This window comes from Pseudomonas sp. AC229 (genome assembly GCF_979254655.1).
The window spans coordinates 162,201-183,618 of sequence record NZ_CEEDHK010000004.1; the positions used below are offsets into that span (position 1 = coordinate 162,201).

At 61.4% G+C, this 21,418-nt stretch carries 21 protein-coding genes; 7 read left to right on the plus strand and 14 right to left on the minus strand.

The window, feature by feature from the left end:
- Positions 1–64: 64 nt before the first annotated feature.
- Positions 65–916, minus strand: a complete 852-nt coding sequence (locus AC0IW7_RS07240; protein ID WP_163016475.1) for a transporter substrate-binding domain-containing protein — start codon at positions 914–916, stop codon at positions 65–67.
- Between the two features lie 270 nt (positions 917–1,186).
- Between AC0IW7_RS07240 and gcvA the strand changes: the two genes are divergently transcribed.
- The 3 genes from gcvA to AC0IW7_RS07255 all read left to right on the plus strand — a co-directional run bounded on the left by gcvA (position 1,187) and on the right by AC0IW7_RS07255 (position 3,142).
- A complete protein-coding gene (gcvA, locus tag AC0IW7_RS07245; protein ID WP_471816739.1) occupies positions 1,187–2,152 on the plus strand; it encodes a transcriptional regulator GcvA in 966 nt (321 codons plus the stop codon).
- Between the two features lie 189 nt (positions 2,153–2,341).
- Positions 2,342–2,542 (plus strand): YjfB family protein, encoded by a 201-nt coding sequence (locus AC0IW7_RS07250; RefSeq protein ID WP_471816741.1) that lies wholly within the window; start codon positions 2,342–2,344, stop codon positions 2,540–2,542.
- Between the two features lie 99 nt (positions 2,543–2,641).
- Positions 2,642–3,142 (plus strand): hypothetical protein, encoded by a 501-nt coding sequence (locus AC0IW7_RS07255; protein ID WP_122492006.1) that lies wholly within the window; start codon positions 2,642–2,644, stop codon positions 3,140–3,142.
- Positions 3,143–3,202: 60 nt separating this feature from the next.
- On the opposite strand, the gene AC0IW7_RS07260 is transcribed toward AC0IW7_RS07255, so the two are convergent.
- The 3 genes from AC0IW7_RS07260 to AC0IW7_RS07270 all read right to left on the minus strand — a co-directional run bounded on the left by AC0IW7_RS07260 (position 3,203) and on the right by AC0IW7_RS07270 (position 5,503).
- Entirely contained in the window at positions 3,203–3,361 is a 159-nt protein-coding gene (locus AC0IW7_RS07260; RefSeq protein ID WP_074939855.1) for a YqaE/Pmp3 family membrane protein, read from the minus strand.
- An 82-nt stretch (positions 3,362–3,443) separates the two neighbouring features.
- A complete protein-coding gene (gene speB / locus AC0IW7_RS07265; protein WP_471816743.1) occupies positions 3,444–4,403 on the minus strand; it encodes an agmatinase in 960 nt (319 codons plus the stop codon).
- Between the two features lie 11 nt (positions 4,404–4,414).
- A complete protein-coding gene (locus AC0IW7_RS07270; RefSeq protein ID WP_471816745.1) occupies positions 4,415–5,503 on the minus strand; it encodes an extracellular solute-binding protein in 1,089 nt (362 codons plus the stop codon).
- Positions 5,504–5,672: 169 nt separating this feature from the next.
- Between AC0IW7_RS07270 and AC0IW7_RS07275 the strand changes: the two genes are divergently transcribed.
- The 4 genes from AC0IW7_RS07275 (at position 5,673) to AC0IW7_RS07290 (ending at position 9,247) form a co-directional block, all read left to right on the plus strand.
- Positions 5,673–6,572, plus strand: coding sequence for a LysR family transcriptional regulator (locus tag AC0IW7_RS07275; protein WP_471816747.1), 900 nt, complete (start codon positions 5,673–5,675; stop codon positions 6,570–6,572).
- A gap of 80 nt (positions 6,573–6,652) precedes the next feature.
- Entirely contained in the window at positions 6,653–7,213 is a 561-nt protein-coding gene (locus AC0IW7_RS07280) for an NADPH-dependent FMN reductase (protein WP_122492010.1), read from the plus strand.
- Between the two features lie 188 nt (positions 7,214–7,401).
- The gene (locus AC0IW7_RS07285) at positions 7,402–8,157 is read left to right on the plus strand and encodes a COG4705 family protein (RefSeq protein WP_471816749.1); all 756 of its coding nucleotides are present in this window, start codon (positions 7,402–7,404) and stop codon (positions 8,155–8,157) included.
- A gap of 430 nt (positions 8,158–8,587) precedes the next feature.
- Positions 8,588–9,247 carry an endonuclease gene (locus AC0IW7_RS07290; RefSeq protein WP_471816751.1) on the plus strand — a complete coding sequence of 220 codons (660 nt, stop codon included), beginning with the start codon at positions 8,588–8,590 and terminating at the stop codon, positions 9,245–9,247.
- A 159-nt stretch (positions 9,248–9,406) separates the two neighbouring features.
- On the opposite strand, the gene AC0IW7_RS07295 is transcribed toward AC0IW7_RS07290, so the two are convergent.
- The 10 genes from AC0IW7_RS07295 to bioF all read right to left on the minus strand — a co-directional run bounded on the left by AC0IW7_RS07295 (position 9,407) and on the right by bioF (position 21,377).
- Positions 9,407–11,185: an acyl-CoA dehydrogenase C-terminal domain-containing protein gene (locus tag AC0IW7_RS07295; protein WP_471816753.1), complete on the minus strand. Its 1,779-nt coding sequence runs from the start codon at positions 11,183–11,185 to the stop codon at positions 9,407–9,409.
- 238 nt (positions 11,186–11,423) lie between these two features.
- Complete coding sequence (locus tag AC0IW7_RS07300) at positions 11,424–13,217, minus strand: acyl-CoA dehydrogenase C-terminal domain-containing protein (protein ID WP_471816755.1); 1,794 nt, start codon at positions 13,215–13,217, stop codon at positions 11,424–11,426.
- Between the two features lie 117 nt (positions 13,218–13,334).
- Positions 13,335–14,627, minus strand: a complete 1,293-nt coding sequence (locus tag AC0IW7_RS07305) for a GGDEF domain-containing protein (RefSeq protein ID WP_471816757.1) — start codon at positions 14,625–14,627, stop codon at positions 13,335–13,337.
- A 264-nt stretch (positions 14,628–14,891) separates the two neighbouring features.
- The gene (locus AC0IW7_RS07310; RefSeq protein ID WP_122492016.1) at positions 14,892–16,697 is read right to left on the minus strand and encodes a phenylacyl-CoA dehydrogenase; all 1,806 of its coding nucleotides are present in this window, start codon (positions 16,695–16,697) and stop codon (positions 14,892–14,894) included.
- Between the two features lie 162 nt (positions 16,698–16,859).
- Positions 16,860–17,603, minus strand: coding sequence for a putative metalloprotease CJM1_0395 family protein (locus AC0IW7_RS07315; RefSeq protein ID WP_471816759.1), 744 nt, complete (start codon positions 17,601–17,603; stop codon positions 16,860–16,862).
- Positions 17,604–17,676: 73 nt separating this feature from the next.
- Positions 17,677–17,916 (minus strand): hypothetical protein, encoded by a 240-nt coding sequence (locus AC0IW7_RS07320; protein ID WP_122492018.1) that lies wholly within the window; start codon positions 17,914–17,916, stop codon positions 17,677–17,679.
- 92 nt (positions 17,917–18,008) lie between these two features.
- On the minus strand, positions 18,009–18,692 hold the full coding sequence (gene bioD / locus AC0IW7_RS07325; protein WP_471816761.1) for a dethiobiotin synthase: 684 nt from the start codon (positions 18,690–18,692) through the stop codon (positions 18,009–18,011).
- A 1-nt stretch (position 18,693) separates the two neighbouring features.
- Positions 18,694–19,497, minus strand: a complete 804-nt coding sequence (gene bioC, locus AC0IW7_RS07330) for a malonyl-ACP O-methyltransferase BioC (RefSeq protein ID WP_471816763.1) — start codon at positions 19,495–19,497, stop codon at positions 18,694–18,696.
- A complete protein-coding gene (locus AC0IW7_RS07335; RefSeq protein WP_471816765.1) occupies positions 19,487–20,197 on the minus strand; it encodes an alpha/beta fold hydrolase in 711 nt (236 codons plus the stop codon). The genes bioC and AC0IW7_RS07335 overlap by 11 nt, the downstream gene beginning before the upstream one ends.
- Complete coding sequence (gene bioF / locus AC0IW7_RS07340; RefSeq protein ID WP_471816767.1) at positions 20,190–21,377, minus strand: 8-amino-7-oxononanoate synthase; 1,188 nt, start codon at positions 21,375–21,377, stop codon at positions 20,190–20,192. The genes AC0IW7_RS07335 and bioF overlap by 8 nt, the downstream gene beginning before the upstream one ends.
- Positions 21,378–21,418: the final 41 nt, after the last annotated feature.

A 21,418-nucleotide genomic window follows, 5' to 3' on the forward strand; every position in this document is an offset into this window, starting at 1 on the left:
GCTCCAACAGGAAGGTAAACCGGGCGGCCAGCGCAGCAGCCCGGACAGAGGCGGATGCGCTGCGTTAATTCAGCGGCTCGGGCAGCACGCCCTCAGGCACATCCATGGTGAAGCCGAACCACTTCATCTGCAGCTCGGCGAGCTTGCCGCTCTTCTGCAGCTTGAGGATTCCGGCGTTGAAGAAGGCCACCAACGATGCTGACTCCGCCTCTTTGCGTGCCGCCCAGGCGTAGTAGCTCTTGTCGCCGAAAGGCGGTTGCACAATGGCGAACATGTCCGGGCGCGATTTCACCACCGAAGACAGGTTGGGCAGGGCCTGCGGCACGATGTCGACACGGCGTGAAGCCAGGGCGGCGTAGGCCTCGTTGTAGTCGGTGAATTCCTTTATGTCGGCGACTTTCTGTCCCTTGGGTGCCAGCACTTCTTTCTCGAATTTGCGTACCGCCGCGCCCTGCGCAGAGCCGGCTTGCACGCCGATGATCTTGCCTGCCATGTCTGCCGGGCTGTTGATGCTGTCGTCCGCCTTGCGTTTGAGGATGGCGACCGAAGCGTCGGAAATGGGGTTGGTGAATGCGTACGCATCGAGGCGTTGGCGGGTGATCATCAACGAGGTCACAACAATGTCGTACCGCTTGGCGTTCAAGCCGGCGAGGATGCTCTGAAATGGCAAGTCCAGTTGCTTGAGCTTCACGCCGGGCAAGTCTTTGAGAATTTCGTCGAGCATGTCTTTGCCGTAGCCGACGATCTTACCGTCTTCAAGCATTTCAAACGGCGCGTAGCGCGCTTCGGTGGCGACCACGATTTCGCCACGGCTCTTGATCTCGTCAAGGAGGTCAGCCTGGGCATGGGCGGCGGCGAGTAACAGGCCCGCCATGCACAGCAGTTTTTTCAGGGGAGAAACGGTCCTGGGGGTCATACGCACATGCTCCGGCGGTGGACGGCTTGGTTGGAAGGCTGGAGTCATCTTCGAGCAGCGGCTCGGGGCGCAACAAACTGTATCTCCTAATAACCATGCATAAGGTGGGCTAATGCCCCATGTTGGCGCAGCGCCTTTTCAGTAAGCAGGACGTGGCCGGCCGGCCCGCTCGCTCCGACCGGTGCTCAAAGGCTTGGCACGTTGCGTGCTCAGGTTAAGTCTCGCCAGAGCCCACCAACACGCGCGCTCTATTTCGCCCTAGGAGCTTGTGTGTCCATTCGCCTTCCGCCACTTGAAGCGCTGCGCTATTTCGAGGCCGCTGCCAGGCACCTGAGCTTCACGCTGGCCGCCGATGAGTTGTGCGTGTCACAAAGCGCCGTGAGCCAGAAAGTCATTCAGCTGGAAGATCGCCTGGGCTACAAACTGTTTGAGCGGCGCACCCGCCAACTGCAGCTCACCGAGCCCGGCATCCAGTTGTATCCGACGGTGCATTCGGCGCTGGAGATGCTCAGCGAAACCCTGGGGGATATCGACACCCGTAGCCAGCAAAGCAAGCTCACGGTGTATTGCATGCCGTCCTTTGCTAACCGCTGGCTGATGCCGCGTCTGCACGACTTCCATAGCAAGCATCCGCACATTGCGCTGCATCTGATCGCCGAGTTTGCCGAGCCAAACTTCCATAACGAAATCGTCGATATCGGCATTTGCCACGGCAAGGCAGAGCAACCGGCAACGGAACAGCATCTGCTGTTTCGCGACTATATCTACCCGGTAATCAGCCCGGCGCTGCTGCAGCAAGTAGACCTGCGGGAACCCGGCGACCTGCGCCGCACCGTGCTGCTGCACGATTCCCTGCCCCACGCCAAGCTCGCCACATCCTGGCAAAGCTGGTTAACGGAACGGGGCGTGCGCCATGTGGATTGCAGCGGTGGCTACCGTTTCAACCAGGCGGATTTAATAGTGGGGGCGGCGCTCAACGGCCGAGGCGTGGCCCTTGGGCGTCACGTTCTGGTGGCCGGAGACGTGGCGCGCGGGCGGCTGATCCCGTTGTTCAACGACGTGGTCGAGGATGACGGCGTCTATGCCGTATTTCTAAAAAAACTGGCCAACCGCCCGCAGATTCAAGCGTTCTGCACCTGGCTGCAGGAGCAGGCGCTGGAGTTCCAGCACCAGCAAAGCGTCGAGCGCATTACCGGCCCCGCCCAGGCGTTGGCGGCAGGTGCTGAGCGCCTATAGTGCTTGCTCCGTGCGGCATCCCAAGTTCACAAACCCGTCCCTTTGCGCCCCACGACAAACGGCCCCTCCAGCCCCCTCCTCCCCTGCCGATAACCCCTGTTCAACACTGCCCGCCCGCCGCATCTGGAGTTGAACTAAGCGATGCGCGGATCAGTCGACTTTGTAGGATGGAAAAATCCGGAGGTCTGTATGGATATTTCAAGCGTTGCCGCAGCCGCTTCGAGTGCGCAGATGGCCAAGACTGCTTCTGATGTGTCGATCAAGATTCTGAATAAGACGTTGGATATTCAGTCGGAAAGCGCGATGGCGCTGATTGAGGCAATTCCTGAGTTGTCGGCGCTGCCGAGTAATCCGCCGAATCTCGGCAACTCTGTTGATGTAATGGTCTGACGGCAGAATTGGCTTAGTGTGTGGGGCATTGCCTACACTGGGCTTATAACAAGACACCCGTAATGACTGATCTGCCCTCATCGGCAGCATGGAGCGAAGATGACTCAGGACAATGCAAAACCAAGCTGGCATCAGCAAGTGGCCGACGATCTAGTCGATCCGGTGATGAAGGACCTGGCCTGGCACGGTCGAACCACTGACTGGTTTTTGCAGGATCTGGTGCGGCTGACTAACGAAACCGACCTGCAGGTGGGCGTTACCTTGTCCACGCCAGCGGGCATGATTTCCGGGATCTTGATCAGCGTTGAGCAGTATTTCCAGCTGTTCGGTGAGTCATTTTCCAGCTCGTGGCCAGCGGCTGATGCCGATCGGTTGCGCGCGCACTATGCCGAGTTGGGCAAGTCGCGGTTGCCGAAGTCCGATGGCGAAACGCCGCCGCCCGTGCAGTATCTGCATTTGAAAGACGCAAAGTTGAGTACGCCCTCCGGGCAAATGCCAGCGAGCGAGGGCTTGCTGTGGCGCGGCACCATTGCGTCGATTTCCGGTTTCTCATTGGGGCTGTTAGCGGACGACGCCGGCGACATCCAGCCCACGCTGTAACAGTTGCCCAGAAACGCAAAAGCCCCGCTCGCTGCGGGGCTTTTTTGTGCCGAAACGGTTTTAGCGCTTGGCGATGATGTACACGGCGTGAACGATGCCCGGAATGTAGCCGCACAACGTCAGCAGAATGTTCAGCCAGAACGCGCCGCCAAAACCGACCTGCAGGAAGACGCCCAGTGGCGGCAGCAGAATGGCAATCAGGATGCGGATCAGGTCCATGATTCAGGTTCCTTTTAAAGTGGAAAAACGTACCCCATAACCGACCTGCCGCGCTCGTGTCTGGTTCAACCTAAGTCTTTTCTTAACTTTTGTGCGTATGTTTCGCCGCGTACAGGCAAAGCATTTCCATGGCGATGGTCGCGCCTGCGAGCGCGGTTATTTCCGCGTGGTCGTAGGGCGGCGCCACTTCCACGACGTCCATGCCCACCAGATTGATGCCGCGCAAACCGCGCAGAATTTCCAGCGCTTGGTGGCTGCTCAAGCCGCCGCACACCGGCGTGCCGGTACCGGGGGCGAAGGCCGGGTCGAGGCAGTCGATGTCGAAAGTCAGGTACACCGGATGGTCGCCGACGCGCGCGCGGATTTGTTCGGCGATCTGCTCGGGCGTGTGGCGATGTACGTGGGGGGCGTCGAGTACCTGGAAGCCCAGCACGTCGTCGTTGGTGGTGCGCAGGCCGATCTGTACGGAGCGCGCCGGGTCGACCAAACCTTCGCGGGCGGCGTGGAAAAACATGGTGCCGTGGTCGATGCGCTGCACCTCCTCGTCGGGCCAGGTGTCGCTGTGGGCGTCGAAGTGGATCAGCGACAGCGCGCCGTGTTTTTTGGCGTGCGCTTTGAGCAGTGGGTAGCTGATGAAGTGGTCACCACCCAAGGTCAGCATGGCGCAGCCGGCGGCGAGAATTTCATCGGCGTGGGCTTCGATGGCGCCAGGGGTTAGCTGCGGCTGGCCATGGTCGAAATCGCAGTCGCCGTAGTCGATCACGGCCAGCTCGTCGAACGGGTCGAATTCCCAGGGGAAATGCCGGGCCCAGGCCATTTGCGTGGAAGCGGCGCGAATGGCGCGCGGGCCGAAACGCGTGCCGGGGCGATTGGTGGTGGCGGTGTCGAACGGTACGCCGCTGACGACAACATCCACACCGCGCAGGTCGCGGCTGTAGCGGCGGCGCATAAAGCTTGTGATGCCGCCGTAGGTCGATTCCGCCGCCGTGCCGTACAGGCTCTCGCGGGTAAGCGCCTGGTCGTTGCGTGAGGCTTGGTCCATTGCGGTGCTCCTTAGTAGTGGGTGCGAAAGGCGGTCCACAGGCGTGTGCGTTCACGCTGCGCGGCCAGCGGTTGCAGGCGTTCGCTGAACAGCCGCGCGCGAATATCGGCGGGCGGGTAAATGTCGGGGTCGGCCGCAACGGCGGGGTCAACCAGGGCGGTCGCCGCGCCGTTGGCGTTGGCGAAATACACGGTGTTGGTCACTTCGGCGATGGCTTCGGGCCGCAGCATGTAGTTGATGAACGCCAGCGCTGCTTTGGGATGCGGGGCGTCTACCGGAATGGCCATGGTGTCGAACCACACCAGCGTGCCCTCGCGCGGAATGCGGTACACCACTTCAAAGGGCTGCTTGGCTTCCACGGCCCGGGCGGCGGCGGTGGCGGCATCGCCGCTGTAGCTCAGGGCCAAGCAGATTTCGCCTTTGGCCAGGTCGTCAATCTGCCGGCCGGACGCCACGTAGCGCACGTTGGGCTGCAGCCCGGCGAGCAGTTGCTGAACCGCTTTCAAATCGGCCGGTTCGGTGCTGTAAGGGTCGTGGCCGAGGTAGTTGAGGGCGATGCTGATCACTTCTTGCGGCGAGTCGAGCACCGCGATGCCGCAGTCTTTGAGCTTGCTGGCGTACTCGGGTTTGAACAGCACATCCAGGGTGTTGAGCGGCACGTCGCTGCCCAGCCGTTTAGTCACCGCTTCTTTATTGAGCCCCAAGCCAACTGTGCCCCAGGTGAACGGCACGCCGTAGCGGTTGCCGGGATCGGAGGTGGCGAGTTTGGCCAGCAGCTCCGTGTCTAGATTCGCGTACAGCGGCAAGCTGGCGGCGGCGATGGGCTGCAGGGCTTTGGCCTTCACGGCGCGGGCCAGGCCGCTTGAGGCGGGAAACACCAGGTCGTAGCCGCTGCCGCCGGTGAGCAATTTGCTGTCCAGGGCTTCCGGGCTGTCGAACACGTCGTACTTGATCTGGATGCCGGTCTCGGCCTGGAAGCCTTTTAGCGCTTGTGGGCCGATGTAGTCGGACCAGTTGTAGATGTTCAGCGCCTTGTCTTCGGCATGCAGATGCAGCGGCAACGTGGCGGCGAGCACTAAGGCGCAGGTGGAAATTCGCATGGTTCAAGCTCCTCCGGCAGATAACGGTGACCGCGCCTCTCGCAGGGGCGCCTCGCGTTCAGCGGCGCCAGGAGGCTCTGGATGGGTGGATACTGCGCCGGCCTTTGCGTTGAATAAATGCAAAGTGATATACGCTGACATAGCCCTCTATCAATGTTTGGATTCCCCCATGCTCAGCCAGGTACGTGACCTCGATTTACAACTGCTGCGGCTGTTTATGACCGTGGTGGAAAGCGGCGGGTTTAGTGCGGCGCAGGGCGAGTTGGGCATCGGCCAATCGACCATCAGCACGCAGATGGCCAAGCTGGAAACGCGCCTTGGCTTTCGCTTGTGCGAACGCGGCAAAGCCGGCTTTCGTCTGACGCCCAAGGGCGAAGAAGTGGTGCTGGCGGCGCGCAAGCTGTTCGCGGCCATCGAAGTGTTCAAGGGCGAAGCGCAGGGCATGGCGGACAAGCTATTGGGCGAGCTGCGCATCGGCATTTCCGAGGCGCTCGACCCGAACACCCTCAACCGCCTCGGCAGCGCCATTCGCTTGTTTCGCCAGCGTAACCAGGCGGTGCACATCGAATTGCTCAGCGCCACGCCGGCGGAGCTGGAGCGTCGCTTGCTGCACGATCAACTGCACTTGGCAGTCGGTTATTTTTCCGGCGCTCAGGCGGCGATTGAGCATCGCCCGTTATTTAGTGAAGAACAGGCGCTGTATTGCGGCCGTGGCCATCCGCTGTTCGAGCGCAAGACGCTGCGCCTGGAAGACTTGCAGGACCAGGACGGCGTCGACCACCCCTACCGTTTTTTCCAGCTGGACGAACCCTGGCAGTCCTCCATCAGCAGCGCGCGCAGTGAGCAGGTTGAGGGCTCGCTGGCGTTCGTGTTGTCGGGCGCGCACTTGGGTTATCTGCCCACTCATGTCGCCGCGCCGTGGGTCGCGAGTGGCCAGCTGCGCGCGGTGCTGCCGCAAAGCCTGGGCTTTGCCGTGCAGTTCCATGTGGGCAGTCATCGCGGTCGGCAGCCCAGCGAAGCGCAGAACGCTTTTGTCGCCGACTTATTTAGCGTGTTCGGGGTCAACTGACCGGTCTGTCACAGGCGTTTAAGCGACAGCTGGCTATAGTTGCAAGCTGTTCATCCGTTCGCCTCAACCAAGGAGTCACCATGAGCAAAGTTCACCGCGTCGCCGTGCTGGTCGGCAGCCTGCGCAAAGCCTCGATCAACCGCAAACTGGCCTTGGCATTGGCTGAGCTGGCGCCCGCTTCGTTGAAGTTGGAGATTGTCGAAATCGGCGATCTGCCGCTGTACAACGAAGACATCGACGTCACGCCCGCCCCGCCCGCCTACACGGCTTTTCGCGACCAGGTAAAAGCCGCCGATGCGCTGCTGTTTATCACCCCGGAATACAACCGTTCGGTGCCGGCGCCGCTGAAAAACGCCATCGACGTCGGCTCGCGCCCGTATGGCCAAAGCGCGTTCAGCGGCAAGGCCGGTGCGGTGGTTAGCGCGTCCCCCGGTGCGGTCGGTGGCTTTGGTGCTAACCATCATTTGCGCCAGTCCATGGTCTTCCTCGACGTGCACATGCTCCAGCAACCGGAAGCTTATCTGGGCGGCGCCGGCAGCTTTTTTAGCGAAGACGGCACCTTGAGCGATGGCATCAAACCGTTCCTGCAAAAGTTCATCGACACCTACGCCCAGTGGGTTGCGCTGCACAGCAAGGGCTGATGCGCCACGCGGCGGCCTGTTCGCAACGAGCCGACCGCCACGCCTTCCACGAATTTTTCATGTGCCGTTGACCTTCTTTTCACCCTCGCCTTTGCATCCTGCGCTCGGAAACATGCCGTAACGACTGTCCAATGGGGGCTCGTCCGGCGTGCGCACTCGTACTCCCACGCCTCTCAGGATGCACGCCGATGAATAAACTTCCGCAGATCACCCTGGCCTTCTGGGTGATGAAAATTTGTGCAACGACGCTGGGCGAAACCGCCGGCGACTTGCTGTCGATGACCCTCAACGTCGGCTACGCCATCAGCTCCATGATTTTGATCACCGCGTTTCTGGTGACGCTCATCGGTCAGCTCAAAGCCAAAACCTATCACCCGATGCTGTATTGGCTGGTCATTCTCTCGACCAGCACGGCGGGCACCACGATGTCCGATTTCATGGACCGCACCCTCGGCCTCGGCTACGCCACCGGTTCGGCGCTGCTCGTTACCTTCCTGGTCGTGACCTTAGCCATCTGGCGCTGGAGCGAAGGCTCGCTGTCGGTAGACCGGGTTAACACCACCAAAGGTGAGCTGTTCTACTGGGTTGCCATCCTGTTCTCCAACACGCTGGGCACGGCGCTTGGGGATTTCCTGGCGGACGATTCGGGGCTGGGCTTTGCCGGTGGCGCGCTGTTGATCGGCGGGGCAATTGGCCTGGTGGTGCTCGCGCATTACTACACGCGCCTCTCGTCGGTGCTGCTGTTTTGGTTGGCGTTTGTGCTGACTCGCCCGTTCGGCGCGACGTTGGGTGACGTGCTGACCAAGCCCCACGAAAAAGGGGGGTTGGACTTCGGCACTATCGGTTCGTCGGCCGTGCTAGCGGCCATTCTGGTGGCGCTGGTGATTACCGCGACCGTGGTCAGAAACCGTCGAGCGCAGCAAAACACCCTGGGAATGGCGTAGCCGTCAGACGTTTCGAAAAGCACCGGCCTTGCGCCGGTGTTTTTCATTACGCTCAACAAAGCGCAGCGAAAACAGAAAGGCAGAAAAAAGAAAACCCCGCCGAGGCGGGGCTTTGCAGACTGTGTCCTGACATCCGTAGTCATCCACCATCCTGGTGGAAATCCAGCGTATCCGTGTTGGTTCCTTGGCGCTTCCGTGCACAACGTCCATGTGCAACAGAATAACGAGGCGTTATTACCTGCGGTAGCGGCGATAAGCAGCACGCTTTGTAAGCTTTGGCTTACAAAGGTTTAAACCATGCCTTAGGTCTGCTTTATTTTGTGAAGGGGCTCTTGTTAGACTCGCTTTGTCCTACAAAACAACAAACACTTCATCGCGGCGTTGACCACTCGGTTTCTCCTTCCCATGCAGTTCCTGGGGTTCAAGTCTCATGCGCGCAGTAGCAGTTGCCCTGGCTGGTTTATCGGTTTGCATGAGTGGCGGCGCCTCAGCCGGCGGACAAAACCAGCTGGCTGACCCCAAGATCGCCGTTGACCAATTCTTCTGGAAGCAGCTCTACCCCAAAGGCGGCACCACGCTCTACTGCGCCAAGCCCTTCGTGGGCGAACGCGGCCAGGTGGCCGCGAGCCTGGTGTACACGGCCAAGCAAATAAAGTCGGCCTTGCGCTGCGTCACCGATAGCCAGTGCGCCGAAGCCAACCCGCAATATCCCTATATGTTGAGCGACCTGCACAACATGTACCCCGCCCTGACCCTGGTCGAACTGGCACGCCGCAACGCGCAATTCGGCGAATTGGGCGATGACGTGTCGAGCAAATTCAGCGATATCGGCTGCCAGCTCAAAGCCAGCTTCCAACTGATCGAGCCGCCGGATTCGGCCAAAGGCAACGTAGCGCGGGCGATCTTCTACATGCGCAGCGAGTACGGCTTGCCGGTGGTGGGCCAACTGCAAATGTACAAGCGCTGGAGCCAGCTCGATCCGCCGGACGCCGAGGAAAAAGCGCGCAACGACCAGATTGAAGCGCTGCAAGGCACGCGCAATCGGTTTATCGACGCGCCGGCAGCGGCGGAACAGCTGACTCAGGAGTAATCCTGACCCTGTGGCGCAGTTGGGCGGCATTTCGATCTGCCGCGATGCTTGTGGACCTGCCAAGCCCAATCGAGGCTAAAGCCTCTCCTACAAAAGCGATCTGGCTACGATAAAAAAAGCCCCGCATCGGCGGGGCTTTTTGTTAACGCGAAACGACCATCAGAACTGCGCAGCATCCAGCAGGTACAGCGACTCGCTACCGGCTTTTACCGACGCTGTCAGCGAGTGAATACGCGGCAGCAGACGGGCGAAGTAGAAGCGTGCGGTGCCCAGTTTGCTGGCGTAGAACTCGTCCTGGGTTTCTTTGCCCAGCGCTGCGCGCGCCATCAACGCCCACATGTAGGCGTAAGCGGTGTAGCCAAACACGTGCAGGTATTCCACCGACGCCGCGCCGATTTCGTTCGGGTTCGACTTGGCGCTGTCGAGCAGCCAGGCGGTGAGGTCGTCGAGGTTGGCGATGGCCGCTTTCAGCGGTTCAACAAACTCGGCCAACTCGCCGTTGGCGCTGCCGATGAAGGCTTTCACTTCGTCGGCGAAGTGCTTGTAGAAGGTGCCGCCGCTGCCGACGATTTTGCGGCCCACCAGGTCGAGCGCCTGGATGCCGTTGGTGCCTTCGTAGATTTGCGTGATGCGCACGTCGCGCACCAGCTGCTCTTGGCCCCACTCACGAATGAAGCCGTGGCCGCCGAAAATCTGCTGACCGTGCACGGTGGTTTCCAAACCGAGGTCAGTCAGGAACGCTTTGGCGATTGGCGTCAGCAGTGCCACCAACTCTTCGGCGCGTTTGCGCGTGGTCGGGTCTTCGCTGAACTTGGCGGTGTCGAGTTGCATGGCCACGTAAGTGGAGAACGCGCGGCCACCTTCGTTGCTGGCCTTCATGGTCAGCAGCATGCGGCGCACGTCGGGGTGCACGATGATCGGGTCGGCCACTTTGTCTTTGGCAACCGGGCCGGTCGGCGCGCGGCTTTGCAGGCGGTCGCGGGCGTATTCGATGGCGCTCTGGTACGAACGCTCACCAGCGGCCAGGCCTTGGATACCCACGCCCAAACGCTCGTAGTTCATCATGGTGAACATGGCCGCCAGGCCTTTGTTCGGGCCGTCGATGATGTAGCCGGTGGCGCCGTCGAAGTTCATCACGCAGGTGGCGGAACCTTGAATGCCCATCTTGTGTTCGATGGAACCGCACGACAGGGTGTTGCGCTCGCCCAGGCTGCCGTCGGCATTGACCATGAACTTGGGCACCAGGAACAGCGAGATACCTTTGGAGCCCGCTGGCGCGTCCGGCAGTTTTGCCAGCACCAGGTGGATGATGTTTTCGGTGAGGTCGTGCTCGCCGCCGGTGATGAAAATCTTCGTGCCGGTGACTTTGAACGAGCCGTCAGCCTGCGGCTCGGCCTTGGTGCGGATGATGCCCAGGTCGGTGCCCGAGTGCGGCTCGGTCAAGCACATGGAGCCGGCCCAAACGCCGGAATACATGTTCGGCAGGTAGGTTTCTTTCAGCTCGGCGCTGGCGTGGGCGTTGATCGACAGGCAGGCGCCGGCAGTCAGCATCGGGTACAGGCCGAACGACAGGTTGGCGGCGTTGAGCATTTCCTCAACTTGCGCGCCGAGCACCTTGGGCATGCCCATGCCGCCGTAGGCCGGGTCACCGCCTACGCCAACCCAACCGCCTTCGCCGTAAATTTTGTAGGCCTCGGGAAAGCCAGCCGGGGTGGTAACCACGGTGTTGTTCCAGCTGCAGCCTTCTTCGTCGCCGCTACGGTTGAGCGGGGCGATGGTTTTTGCAGTGACTTTGCCGGCTTCTTCGAGGATCGCCTCGGCCGTGTCTGCATCGACGACTTCCGCCAGCGCAGGCAGTTGTTGCCAGAGTTTGGAGACCTCAAACACTTCATTGAGGACGAAACGCATATCGCGCAGGGGAGCTTTGTAGTCGGCCATGGTAGTGATCCTCGAACGATCCAACGATGCGGCCTAAAGGCCGGTATGACGCAGGCCTCGGAGTTTACCCGAACAACTTTTCAGACACATAGGGTCATGGTGGGACCGATGGGTCACACCCCAATCAGGCCATACACACGTACTGACTCCCCTCTCCCGCAAGCGGGAGAGGGGAGTCCGATTGATGTCTGCCACAAAAAAGCCCGCCATAAAGGCGGGCTTCGTTCAGCCTAGGCGCTTAGCCGGCAAACTGCTCGGCGCTCAGTTGCATCAGGCTTTCGCTGCCCGCTTCTACGCCAGCGCGGTGCACCAGGGTGCGTGGCAGCAGACGTTTGAAGTAGAAGTCAGCCGTCGCCAGCTTGGCTTTGTAGAACTCGGCATCACCGCTGCCGGCGTCGATTTTCTCTTGCGCCACAACGGCCATGCGCAACCAGAAGTAGGCCAACACGACGTAGCCGGAATACATCAGGTAATCGGTCGCGGCGGCGCCGACTTCGTCCGGGTTTTTCATGGCGGCCATGCCGACTTTAGTGGTCAGCTCGCCCCACTCTTTATTCAACGTGGCGAGTTGGTTGAACGCACCCTGCAGCTGCGGATGGCTGGCGTTGGCTTCGCAGAATTTGTGCACCAGCTTCGTAAAGCCACGCAGCAATTTGCCTTGGCTGCCGAGCACTTTGCGGCCGAGCAGGTCGAGGGCCTGAATGCCGTTGGTGCCTTCGTACAGCAGGGCAATGCGGCAGTCGCGCACCAGCTGCTCCATGCCCCATTCGCGAATAAAGCCGTGGCCGCCAAACACCTGCATCCCGTGGTTGGTCACTTCCAAACCGGTTTCGGTCATGAAGGCTTTGCAGATGGGCGTGAGGAAGGCCAGCAGGTCTTCGGCTTGCTGACGTTGTTCTTCTGTCTCGGCGTGCAACTGGTCAAGCAGTTGAGCGCAGAAGTAGGCGAGCGCGCGGTTGCCCTCGTTGAAGGCCTTCATGGTCAGCAACATGCGGCGCACGTCGGGGTGCACGATGATCGGGTCGGCGGATTTCTCCGGGGCCTTGGCGCCGGTGAGCGAGCGCATTTGCAGACGCTCGGTGGCGTATTTCAAGGCGCCCTGGTAGCTGGTCTCACCCAGGCAAAGGCCCTGCATGCCGGTGCCCAAACGCGCATGGTTCATCATGGTGAACATGCAGTTCAGGCCCTTGTTCATCTCACCGATGAGGTAGCCCTTGGCGTTATCGAAGTTGATAACGCAGGTGGCCGACCCTTTGATGCCCATTTTGTGTTCGATGGAGCCGCAGGAAACCGCGTTGCGCTCGCCGGCTTTGCCATCGGCGGCTGGCAGGAATTTCGGCACGATAAACAGCGAAATGCCTTTGGTGCCCGCCGGTGCGTCCGGCAGCTTGGCCAGCACCAGGTGCACGATGTTCTCGCTGAGGTCGTGCTCGCCCGAGGAGATGAATATTTTGCTGCCGGTCAGCGAGTAGCTGCCGTCGGCTTGTGGCACGGCGCGGGTTTTGATCAGGCCCAGGTCGGTGCCGCAGTGCGCTTCGGTCAGGCACATGGTGCCGGTCCAGTTGGCCTCGGTCATCTGCGTGAGGTAGGTCTGTTTCTGCTCTTCGGTGCCGTGGGCTTGAATGGCCGCCATGGCGCCTTGGGTCAGGCCGGGGTACATGCCCCAGGCGTAGTTGCTGGAGCCGATCATTTCGCTGAACAGCAGCCCCAGCGAGTGCGGCAGGCCTTGGCCGCCGTAGGTTGGGTCGGCCGACAGGCTCATCCAGCCGCCTTCAGCGAATTGCTGGAAGGCTTCTTTAAAGCCGGTGGGCGTGGTGACGACGCCGTTGTCGAATGTGCATTCTTCTTCGTCGCCGGAGCGGTTCAGCGGCGCGATGACCTGCTCGCAGAACTTCGCCCCTTCTTCAAGAATGGCGTTGACCATGTCCGGCGAGGCGTCGGTGGCGCCCATGGCCGCGTAGCCAGCGTGGAAGTCGAACACTTCGTCGACCAGAAAGCGCATATCGCGCAGGGGAGCCTTGTATTCGGGCATGGACGTTCTCCTAGGCAGGGACGCGAGCGCGTCATCGAGACCGACACGCTACTGCCGGCCAGTTGCCCGGGACAATGACGTTGCGCGCGCTGAATGCGCGCCTATAAGCAGGCGCGCCTATGCCGTAGGGCTTGCCACGCGCACCGCGCCGCGACGGTTTTGGCCGTGCTGGATCACGCAGTTGCGCCCCGCCGCCTTGGCCGCGTACAGCGCGCGGTCGGCGGCTTTGATCACTTCTTCGGGCGTGCGCTGTTCGCTTTCTTTTTCCGCCACGCCAATGCTTACCGTCACCGACACACTGGTGGCCGCCGCCGCACCGCGCCGTTGTTTGCCTTTGCTGTCGTTTTGCGGGCGGTTGCCTTTGTCGCGCAGCTGAATCACATAGCGCTCGACGGCCTGGCGCACTTCTTCCAGGTGCGGTTTGCATTCGTCCAGCGTCTTGCCGGAAAACACCAGGGTGAATTCCTCGCCGCCGTAGCGATACGCCTTGCCGCCGCCACCGATTTTTCGCAGCTGGCTGGCGACGACGCGCAGCACTTGGTCGCCGACATCGTGGCCGTGGGTGTCGTTGAATTTCTTGAAGTGATCGACGTCGGCCATGGCAATCACGTAGTTGCGGCCCAAGCGAGGCAAGCGTTCGTTGAGCGCGCGACGGCCCGGCAAGCCGGTGAGCTCGTCGCGAAAGGCCATTTGGTAAGCCTCGTGTGCCACCGCCACGGCCAGAATCAGCATGACTTCGCTGCTCATCACGTTCAGGCCGTGGGGCAGCAGGAAGGTTTTCGGCAGCATCCAGCACAGACCCACCAGGCCGACGATTTGCGCGGCGTGCAGCGGGCGCGGCTTATAGATGTATTGAACGATCAATCCGATAAACGCCAGCACGAACAACGGATACGCCAGCTGCACCAGGCTCATCCACTCGGCGTGCAGTGATGGCCAGCGGATCTGCGCCAACCATTCGAGCATGCCCTCCGGGTAGCGCTGCGCCAGGCCAAGCACCACGGCGCCGATAGCCAGCAGCACGGCGGAACGCGCCACCAGATCGCGAACCAGGTGGGTGCGTTCCAGCCAGGCCGCGTAAATACCGTAGAGCAGCGGCAGCAACAGGCTGCACAGGTGGAACACCAGCGCCGTTTCAGGCCGCGCCTTGCCGGTGGTGCGGAAAAAGTCGGCTTGGGTGTCGAGCAGAAAGTAGGCGCCGTAGACCACTACCAACAAAAACAGCTCGCGTTGGCGGGAATAGATCAGACAGAACGCGCCGCCGAGAATCAGCAGCAGCGTGGGCAAGACGTTGAACAGCGACGTGAAGAACTCGTTCAGCACCGGCAAGCTGGCAGCCGTCATCCCTGCCACTAACAGCAGCAACGAAGGAAGGAAATGGCTGAGGCGAACGGCTTTAAGGCGATGCACGACACTGTTCCACGGGCCGTCAGAAAGTGGCGGCGAACCGGTGGCATTTTGCCTATTTCCATCGCACTCGGCACCGGTTCCTGTCGCAATTTCCTTTAATTAAGAGCGAAACATCTGTCTGTAGGAGCGGCTTCAGCCGCGATGTTTTTGTTCTGTTCGAAAAAATGCATCGCGGCTGATCGGTATAGCCAGACCCCGCCCATAAAAAAACCGCCCGCCCTTTCGGGCGAGCGGTTTTTTTCAACCGATGGTGCGAACTACGACTTAGTAGCCCAGCGCGAAGTCTTCTTCGGCCATGTCCATCAGGTTGTTGGCGCCGGACAGCATGGCTTCAACGTGCGCGCGAGTGCGCGGCAGGATGCGCTGGAAGTAGAAGCGCGCGGTTTGCAGCTTGGCTTTGTAGAACGCTTCTTCGGCGGTACCGGCAGCCAGCTTCTCAGCGGCTACACGGGCCATGTCGGCCCAGAAGTACGCCAGGCAGACATAGCCGGAGTACATCAGGTAGTCGACCGAAGCAGCACCCACTTCTTCACGATCTTTCATCGCGGCCATACCGACCTTCATGGTCAGCTCGCCCCACTCTTTGTTCAGCTTGGCCAGCGGAGCGGTGAACTCGGCGACAGCCTCGTTACCTTCGTTGGTCTGAACAAACTTGTGCACGATCTTGGTGAAGCCTTTGAGCGCTTCGCCTTGGGTTTGCAGCACTTTACGGCCCAGCAGGTCGAGCGCCTGGATACCGGTGGTGCCTTCGTACAGCATGGAAATGCGGCTGTCGCGAACGTTCTGCTCCATGCCCCACTCAGCGATAAAGCCGTGGCCGCCGTAGATTTGCACGCCGTGGTTAGCGGCTTCGAAACCGACTTCGGTCATGAAGGCTTTAGCGATTGGCGTCAGGAAGGCCAACAGCGAATCGGCTTTCTTCTTGGCTTCTTCGTCTTGGCTGTATTTGACGATGTCCACTTGCTGAGCGGTGAAGTAGACCATTGCGCGGTTGCCTTCGGCGAACGCTTTCATGGTCAGCAGCATGCGGCGAACGTCCGGGTGCACGATGATCGGGTCAGCGGCTTTGTCCGGCGCTTTCGGGCCAGTCAGCGAGCGCATCTGCAGACGTTCACGGGCGTATTTCAGACCACCCTGGAAGCCGACTTCAGCGTGAGCCAGACCTTGCAGTGCGGTACCCAGGCGAGCGGTGTTCATAAAGGTGAACATGCAGTTCAGGCCTTTGTTCGCTGGGCCGATCAGGTAACCGGTGGCGCCGTCGAAGTTCATCACGCAGGTGGCGTTACCGTGGATGCCCATTTTGTGCTCGAGCGAGCCACAGGAAACGGCGTTACGGGTGCCGACGCTGCCGTCTTCGTTCACGTTGAACTTGGGAACGATGAACAGCGAAATGCCTTTGGTGCCTTGCGGCGCGTCGGGCAGGCGGGCCAGAACGATATGGACGATGTTGTCGGCCATGTCGTGTTCGCCAGCAGAAATGAAGATTTTGGTGCCGGAAACTTTGTACGAGCCGTCCGCTTGCGGTTCAGCTTTGGTACGCAGCATGCCCAGGTCGGTGCCGCAGTGCGGCTCGGTCAGGCACATGGTGCCGGTCCACTCGCCGGAAACCAGCTTGGTCAGGTAAGTGTGCTGCTGCTCAGGCGTGCCGTGCTCGGAGATGGTGTTCATCGCACCGTGCGACAGGCCTGGGTACATGCCCCACGACCAGTTCGAGCTGCCGACCATTTCGCTCAGTACCAGACCCAGAGACTCTGGCAGGCCTTGGCCGCCGTGCTCTACGTCGTGGGACAGGCTTGGCCAGCCGCCTTCTACGTATTGTTTGTAGGCTTCTTTAAAGCCAGTCGGGGTTTTAACGCCGGACTCGCTCCAGGTGCAGCCTTCCAGATCGCCAACGCGGTTCAGTGGCGACAGCACTTGCTCACAAAACTTGGCGCCTTCCTCGAGAATGGCATCAACCATGTCCGGGGTAGCATCTGCGCAAGCCGGCAGGCTTTGATAGTGCGCTTCGTAGCCGAGCAACTCGTCGCGTACGAAACGAATATCACGCAAGGGGGCCTTGTAATCAGGCATAGCGGTAACCTCTACGATGGGTCCTAGATGGGTGACCGGCTTGGCGGTCTCGTGCGAGATCTCTCTCGATTGCCCGGCGGCTAGGATTCAGCCCAGCAATCAAACAGGCGTTTGAAACATACGTTTACGCTGATACCTTGTCAAGCATCGCCCTACAGCCTTCTAGGCAAACGCCTCTATCTGCGGCGCGGCTTCTGTGGGCGAAGCAATACTCTGATACACCTGAAGCGATGCCGCCGCGTCGGCCGGCTTGGCCGCATCGTCAGCCGTACTGTCTTTGTCGTCTTCGGCGTTCTTTTCTTCAGCCCGTTCCACGTTCTCATTGCGACGTTGCTGCGCCAGCTCCGCGCGTGCCGCCGAGGCCAGCCCCTGGGCTTGCGCCGCTACGCGGAGGTCTTGGGCGGAGGGATCTGCCGGCGCCAAGGCCGCGCGCATCACCACTTCCATTTTGCTGATAGTGGCTGCGGGGTCGTTGGCCACTGCGCTCACGTCAATGCCCACTTCGCCGCCAACTGCATACGCCTTGCCGTCCGGCCCGCGCTGCAGGGTGTAACTGGGCGAGCCAGCATACGCGCCACCTACTGAGGCATGGGCAGCCTCGTGGGCGCGAACGTCGGAGTCTCGGCTCGACAATTCGGAAATCTTCTGGCGATCCAGTTGTGCTTGCTGGGCATTTGCTGCGTCGCCCTTAGCGGCGCCGCCGTCCTGTACCGCGTCACCGGGCTTTTCATCAGCCGCCGCCAAGCGCTTGCCATCGGCGGACAACGTCACCGTGGCGGAGGGAGAAGACGCAGAGGTTGTGTCAGAGGGGAGCGCCGAAGGCGTGTCGTCGGCAAGCGAAGACGGGCTCGGCGTGGGCGAAGCCTGCGGTAACAGCGGATAACGCGCAGCACTGCCGATTTGCATGGGCTTTTCTCAGCGCCCGAATAAAACGAGCCCGCGAAGGGCGAACCGCCGACAGAGTCAGGCGGTCAAGGAATCAGGCACGAATGTCGATCAAGGTGCCGAGCACCTCGTCGCTGGTTTCAATCACTTTCGCGCCGGCCTGGGCTTCGGTTTTACCGACGCTCAGTTGCACCAAGTTGTCAGCCGTGTCGGCTGCATCGGAGTTGCGCGTGACGGAATTGCTCGCGATTTCGGACGCCGCCTGATCAATCCGGCGCTGGCCAGATTGCACGGTGCTTAACCCGGAGCTGAAAGCACTACCCGAGATTTCCATCGCAGACCTCGACAAAGAGAAAATTCTGACGCCAATTTAAGCAGATCGCGCTTAATAAACGTACAACCAAAAGGCTATGGGAGCGCCGCTGTTTATAGCGCCAAATGCGCCAGGTGCAGATGAACTGCCACGCTTTCGGCGGCGGCGTCAGCCAAACGCGGCACGCGACCCAGGCACGGCGCGGCCAGCAGCTCGGTCAAAGTGGCCAGGTTTTCATCGAGCCGTGAGGTTTCCGGGTCAACAATATTCGCCACCCAGCCGGCCAATTTCAGGCCGTCCCGCTCAATCGCCTCGGCGCTCAACACGGCGTGATTGATGCAGCCCAAGCGCACGCCCACTACCAGAATCACCGGCAAGCCCAGCGCTATCGGTAGGTCGGATAAAAAGCCGCCATCGCCCAGCGGCACGCGCCAGCCGCCAGCACCTTCCACCACGGTGAAATCCGCGCCTTGGTCGAGCACATGACGCACCGGCGCCAGCAACGCTGCCGCCGTCAGCTCGACACCCGCTTCACGCGCCGCCAAGTGCGGGGCGATGGCCGGCGCGAAGGCCAGCGGGTTGACCTCGTTGTAGTTGAGCGGCAACGAGCACTGGCCGAGCAGCGCAAGCGCATCGCTATTGCGCAGTCCGTCGGCGGTGTTCTCGCTACCGGACGCCACCGGCTTGCACGCCGCCGTGCTCAAGCCCTGGCGGCGAGCGGCGCACAGCAGCCCGGCGGCGATCGTGGTTTTGCCGACCTCGGTGTCGGTGCCAGCGATAAAAAATGCAGCGCTCATCTCAACCTTCCTTTTCCAACACGGCGTACACAACCTGATAAGTCGCCGGCAAGCCCTGCGCTTGGCGGAACTGCTCGTAGGCTTCGATCAGCGCCAGAATTCGCGCCCGCCCGGTCAACCCGCCGGGCCGGCCAGGGTTGAGGTTGTGGGCGCCGAGGGCTTTGAGTTCATGGGTCAGGCTGCGCACGTCGGCGTAATGCAATACGTGGGGCAGCACATTCAGGCTGCGCACGCGCAAGCCGCTGTCGGCACACAACTGTTGGTAGTCGCTGAACTGGCGAAACCGGTTGACGTGCACATGACCGTCCACCGCCTGCCAGCTGTCGCGCAATTCCTGCAGCGTGCCAACGCACAGGCTGCTGAAGGCCAGCACACCGCCTGGGCGCAGTACGCGTTTGGCTTCACTCAGCACCACCGCGAAGTCGCCGCACCATTGCACCGCCAGACTGGAAAACAGCAGGTCGCGGCTGGCGTCGCGCAGCGGCAAGCGCTCGGCATCGCCGGCAATAAAATGCTGCGCGCCGCCCAGTGGCCGCGCGTGTTGCAGCATGCCCTCGGCGATATCCAGCGCCATGCCGGTCCCGGCACCAAACCGCTCGCCCAGTGCACGGGTGAAATAGCCGGTGCCGCAGCCAATATCCACCCAATCAGCCGGGGCCATTGCTGCCGGCAACTGTTCCAGCAGGTGATTGCCGACGGCGCGTTGCAGCTCGGCAACGCTGTCGTAGCTGGCGGCTGCGCGGGAGAACGAGGCGGCAACCTGGCGTTTGTCGGGCAAGGCGCTCGCTGACCGATCAACCATCATGGCGCCGCCAAAAACGGCATATTTCCTCGGCCACCGGACCGGCCTGCTCCATTTGGAACGCGTGGCAGCCGCCCATAAAACGGATCTCCGGATGACTAGCGCTGGCGGCCGCTTCTGGCACCAACGCGTCGCTGTCGCCAAACATGTGCAACTGCGGGCCCTTGAACGTCGTCATTGCCTCGCGAATATCCAGTGCCGCGAGTACGTGCAAGCCGTTGATCAAGCTGTTAACGGCGGGGGAAGGAGCAGATCTGACGATCAATTTCGCATAGTGGTCCGCTTCGTCTCCGCCTTTGGTGCAGAGCAGCGCAAAGCGCCGCAGCGTGCCGGCAGGATTCTTCTCGCAGCGCTGCATGAAATCGGCAAAGTCTTCGGGCGGCATACCGTGGGGCCAGTCTTCGCTGGCGACGAAACGGCTGTTACTCGCCATGGTAATCAGTCCCGCACAGCGATGTTGGCGACGGGCTGCCAGCTCGGTGGCGAGCATGCCACCCAGTGACCAGCCACCCAACCAGCAACCGTCCGGCAACCGTGCATCGAGTTCGTCCAGCCAGTGCCCCGGCACGCTCGAATCAATTTCCGGCAACGGCTCGAGCTGAACCTGCAGGTCATTTTCCTCGCACTCCAGGGCGATTTGCAGGATGCCCAATGGCTCGATTCCCAAGCCCCACCCCGGCAACAGCACCAATGAGTTACTCATTAGGGTTCCCCAACAACGGCCAGCACTCGGCCAGCCCATTCAACAATTGCTGCACCTGCGCTTCGCTGTGGGCGGCCGACAAGGTCACCCGCAGCCGCGCGCTGCCAGCGGGCACGGTCGGCGGGCGAATGGCGGTGACCATCAAACCGCGTTCACGCAGCAGCTCAGACAGACGCACCGCACGCCCGGCATCGCCAATCACGATCGGCTGAATCGGCGTAAAGCTGTCCATTAACTCCAGGCCCAAGGCTTGCGCGCCACGGCGGAACTGGCTGATCAGGTTGTTCAAATGCTCGCGGCGCCAATGCTCGCTGCGCAGCAATTTCAGGCTTTGCAGGGTGGCGCAGGCCAGCGCGGGCGGCTGGCTGGTGGTGTAGATGTACGGACGGGCGAATTGCACCAGGGTTTCGATCAGCTCTTCGCTGCCGGCAACGAAAGCGCCCGCCGTGCCGAAGGCCTTGCCCAGGGTGCCAACCAGCACGGGCACGTCTTCCAGGCTCAGGCCGAAATGCTCGACGATGCCGCCGCCATTGGCGCCCAGCGGACCGAAGCCGTGGGCGTCATCGACCATCAGCCAGGCGCCAGCGGTTTTGCAGGTGGCGGCCAAGGCCGGCAGGTCGGCGATGTCGCCGTCCATGCTGAACACGCCGTCGGTGACCACCAAGGTATTGCCGACGGGCTCTTTTTTCTCCGCGCGGGCGATGCGCACGCACAGGCTGTCGGCGTCGTTGTGCAAATAGCGGGAAAAGCGCGCACCGCTAAGCAGGCCGGCGTCGAGCAAAGACGCGTGGTTTAAACGATCTTCCAGCACGGTATCGCCCTGCCCGACTAACGCGGTGACGGCGCCGAGGTTAGCCATATACCCGGTGGAAAACAGCAGCGCGCGCGGCCGCCCGGTGAGGTCGGCGAGCGCTTCTTCAAGCTCGTGGTGCGGCGTGCTGTGGCCGATCACCAAATGCGACGCACCGCCGCCCACACCCCAGCGCTCGGCGCCGGCTTTCCAGGCAGCGATGACGTCGGGGTGGTTGGCCAGGCCCAGGTAGTCGTTATTGCAGAAGGCCAACAAACGCTTGCCGTCGACGACCACGTCCGGCCCCTGCGGGGTTTCCAGCAGTGGACGGTGGCGATAGAGGTTGTCGGCGCGGCGGGCAGCCAGGCGGGCGGAGAGGTCGAAACTCATAGGACGTTTGCCTTACGCGATCCTGTAGGAGCGAACTGGCT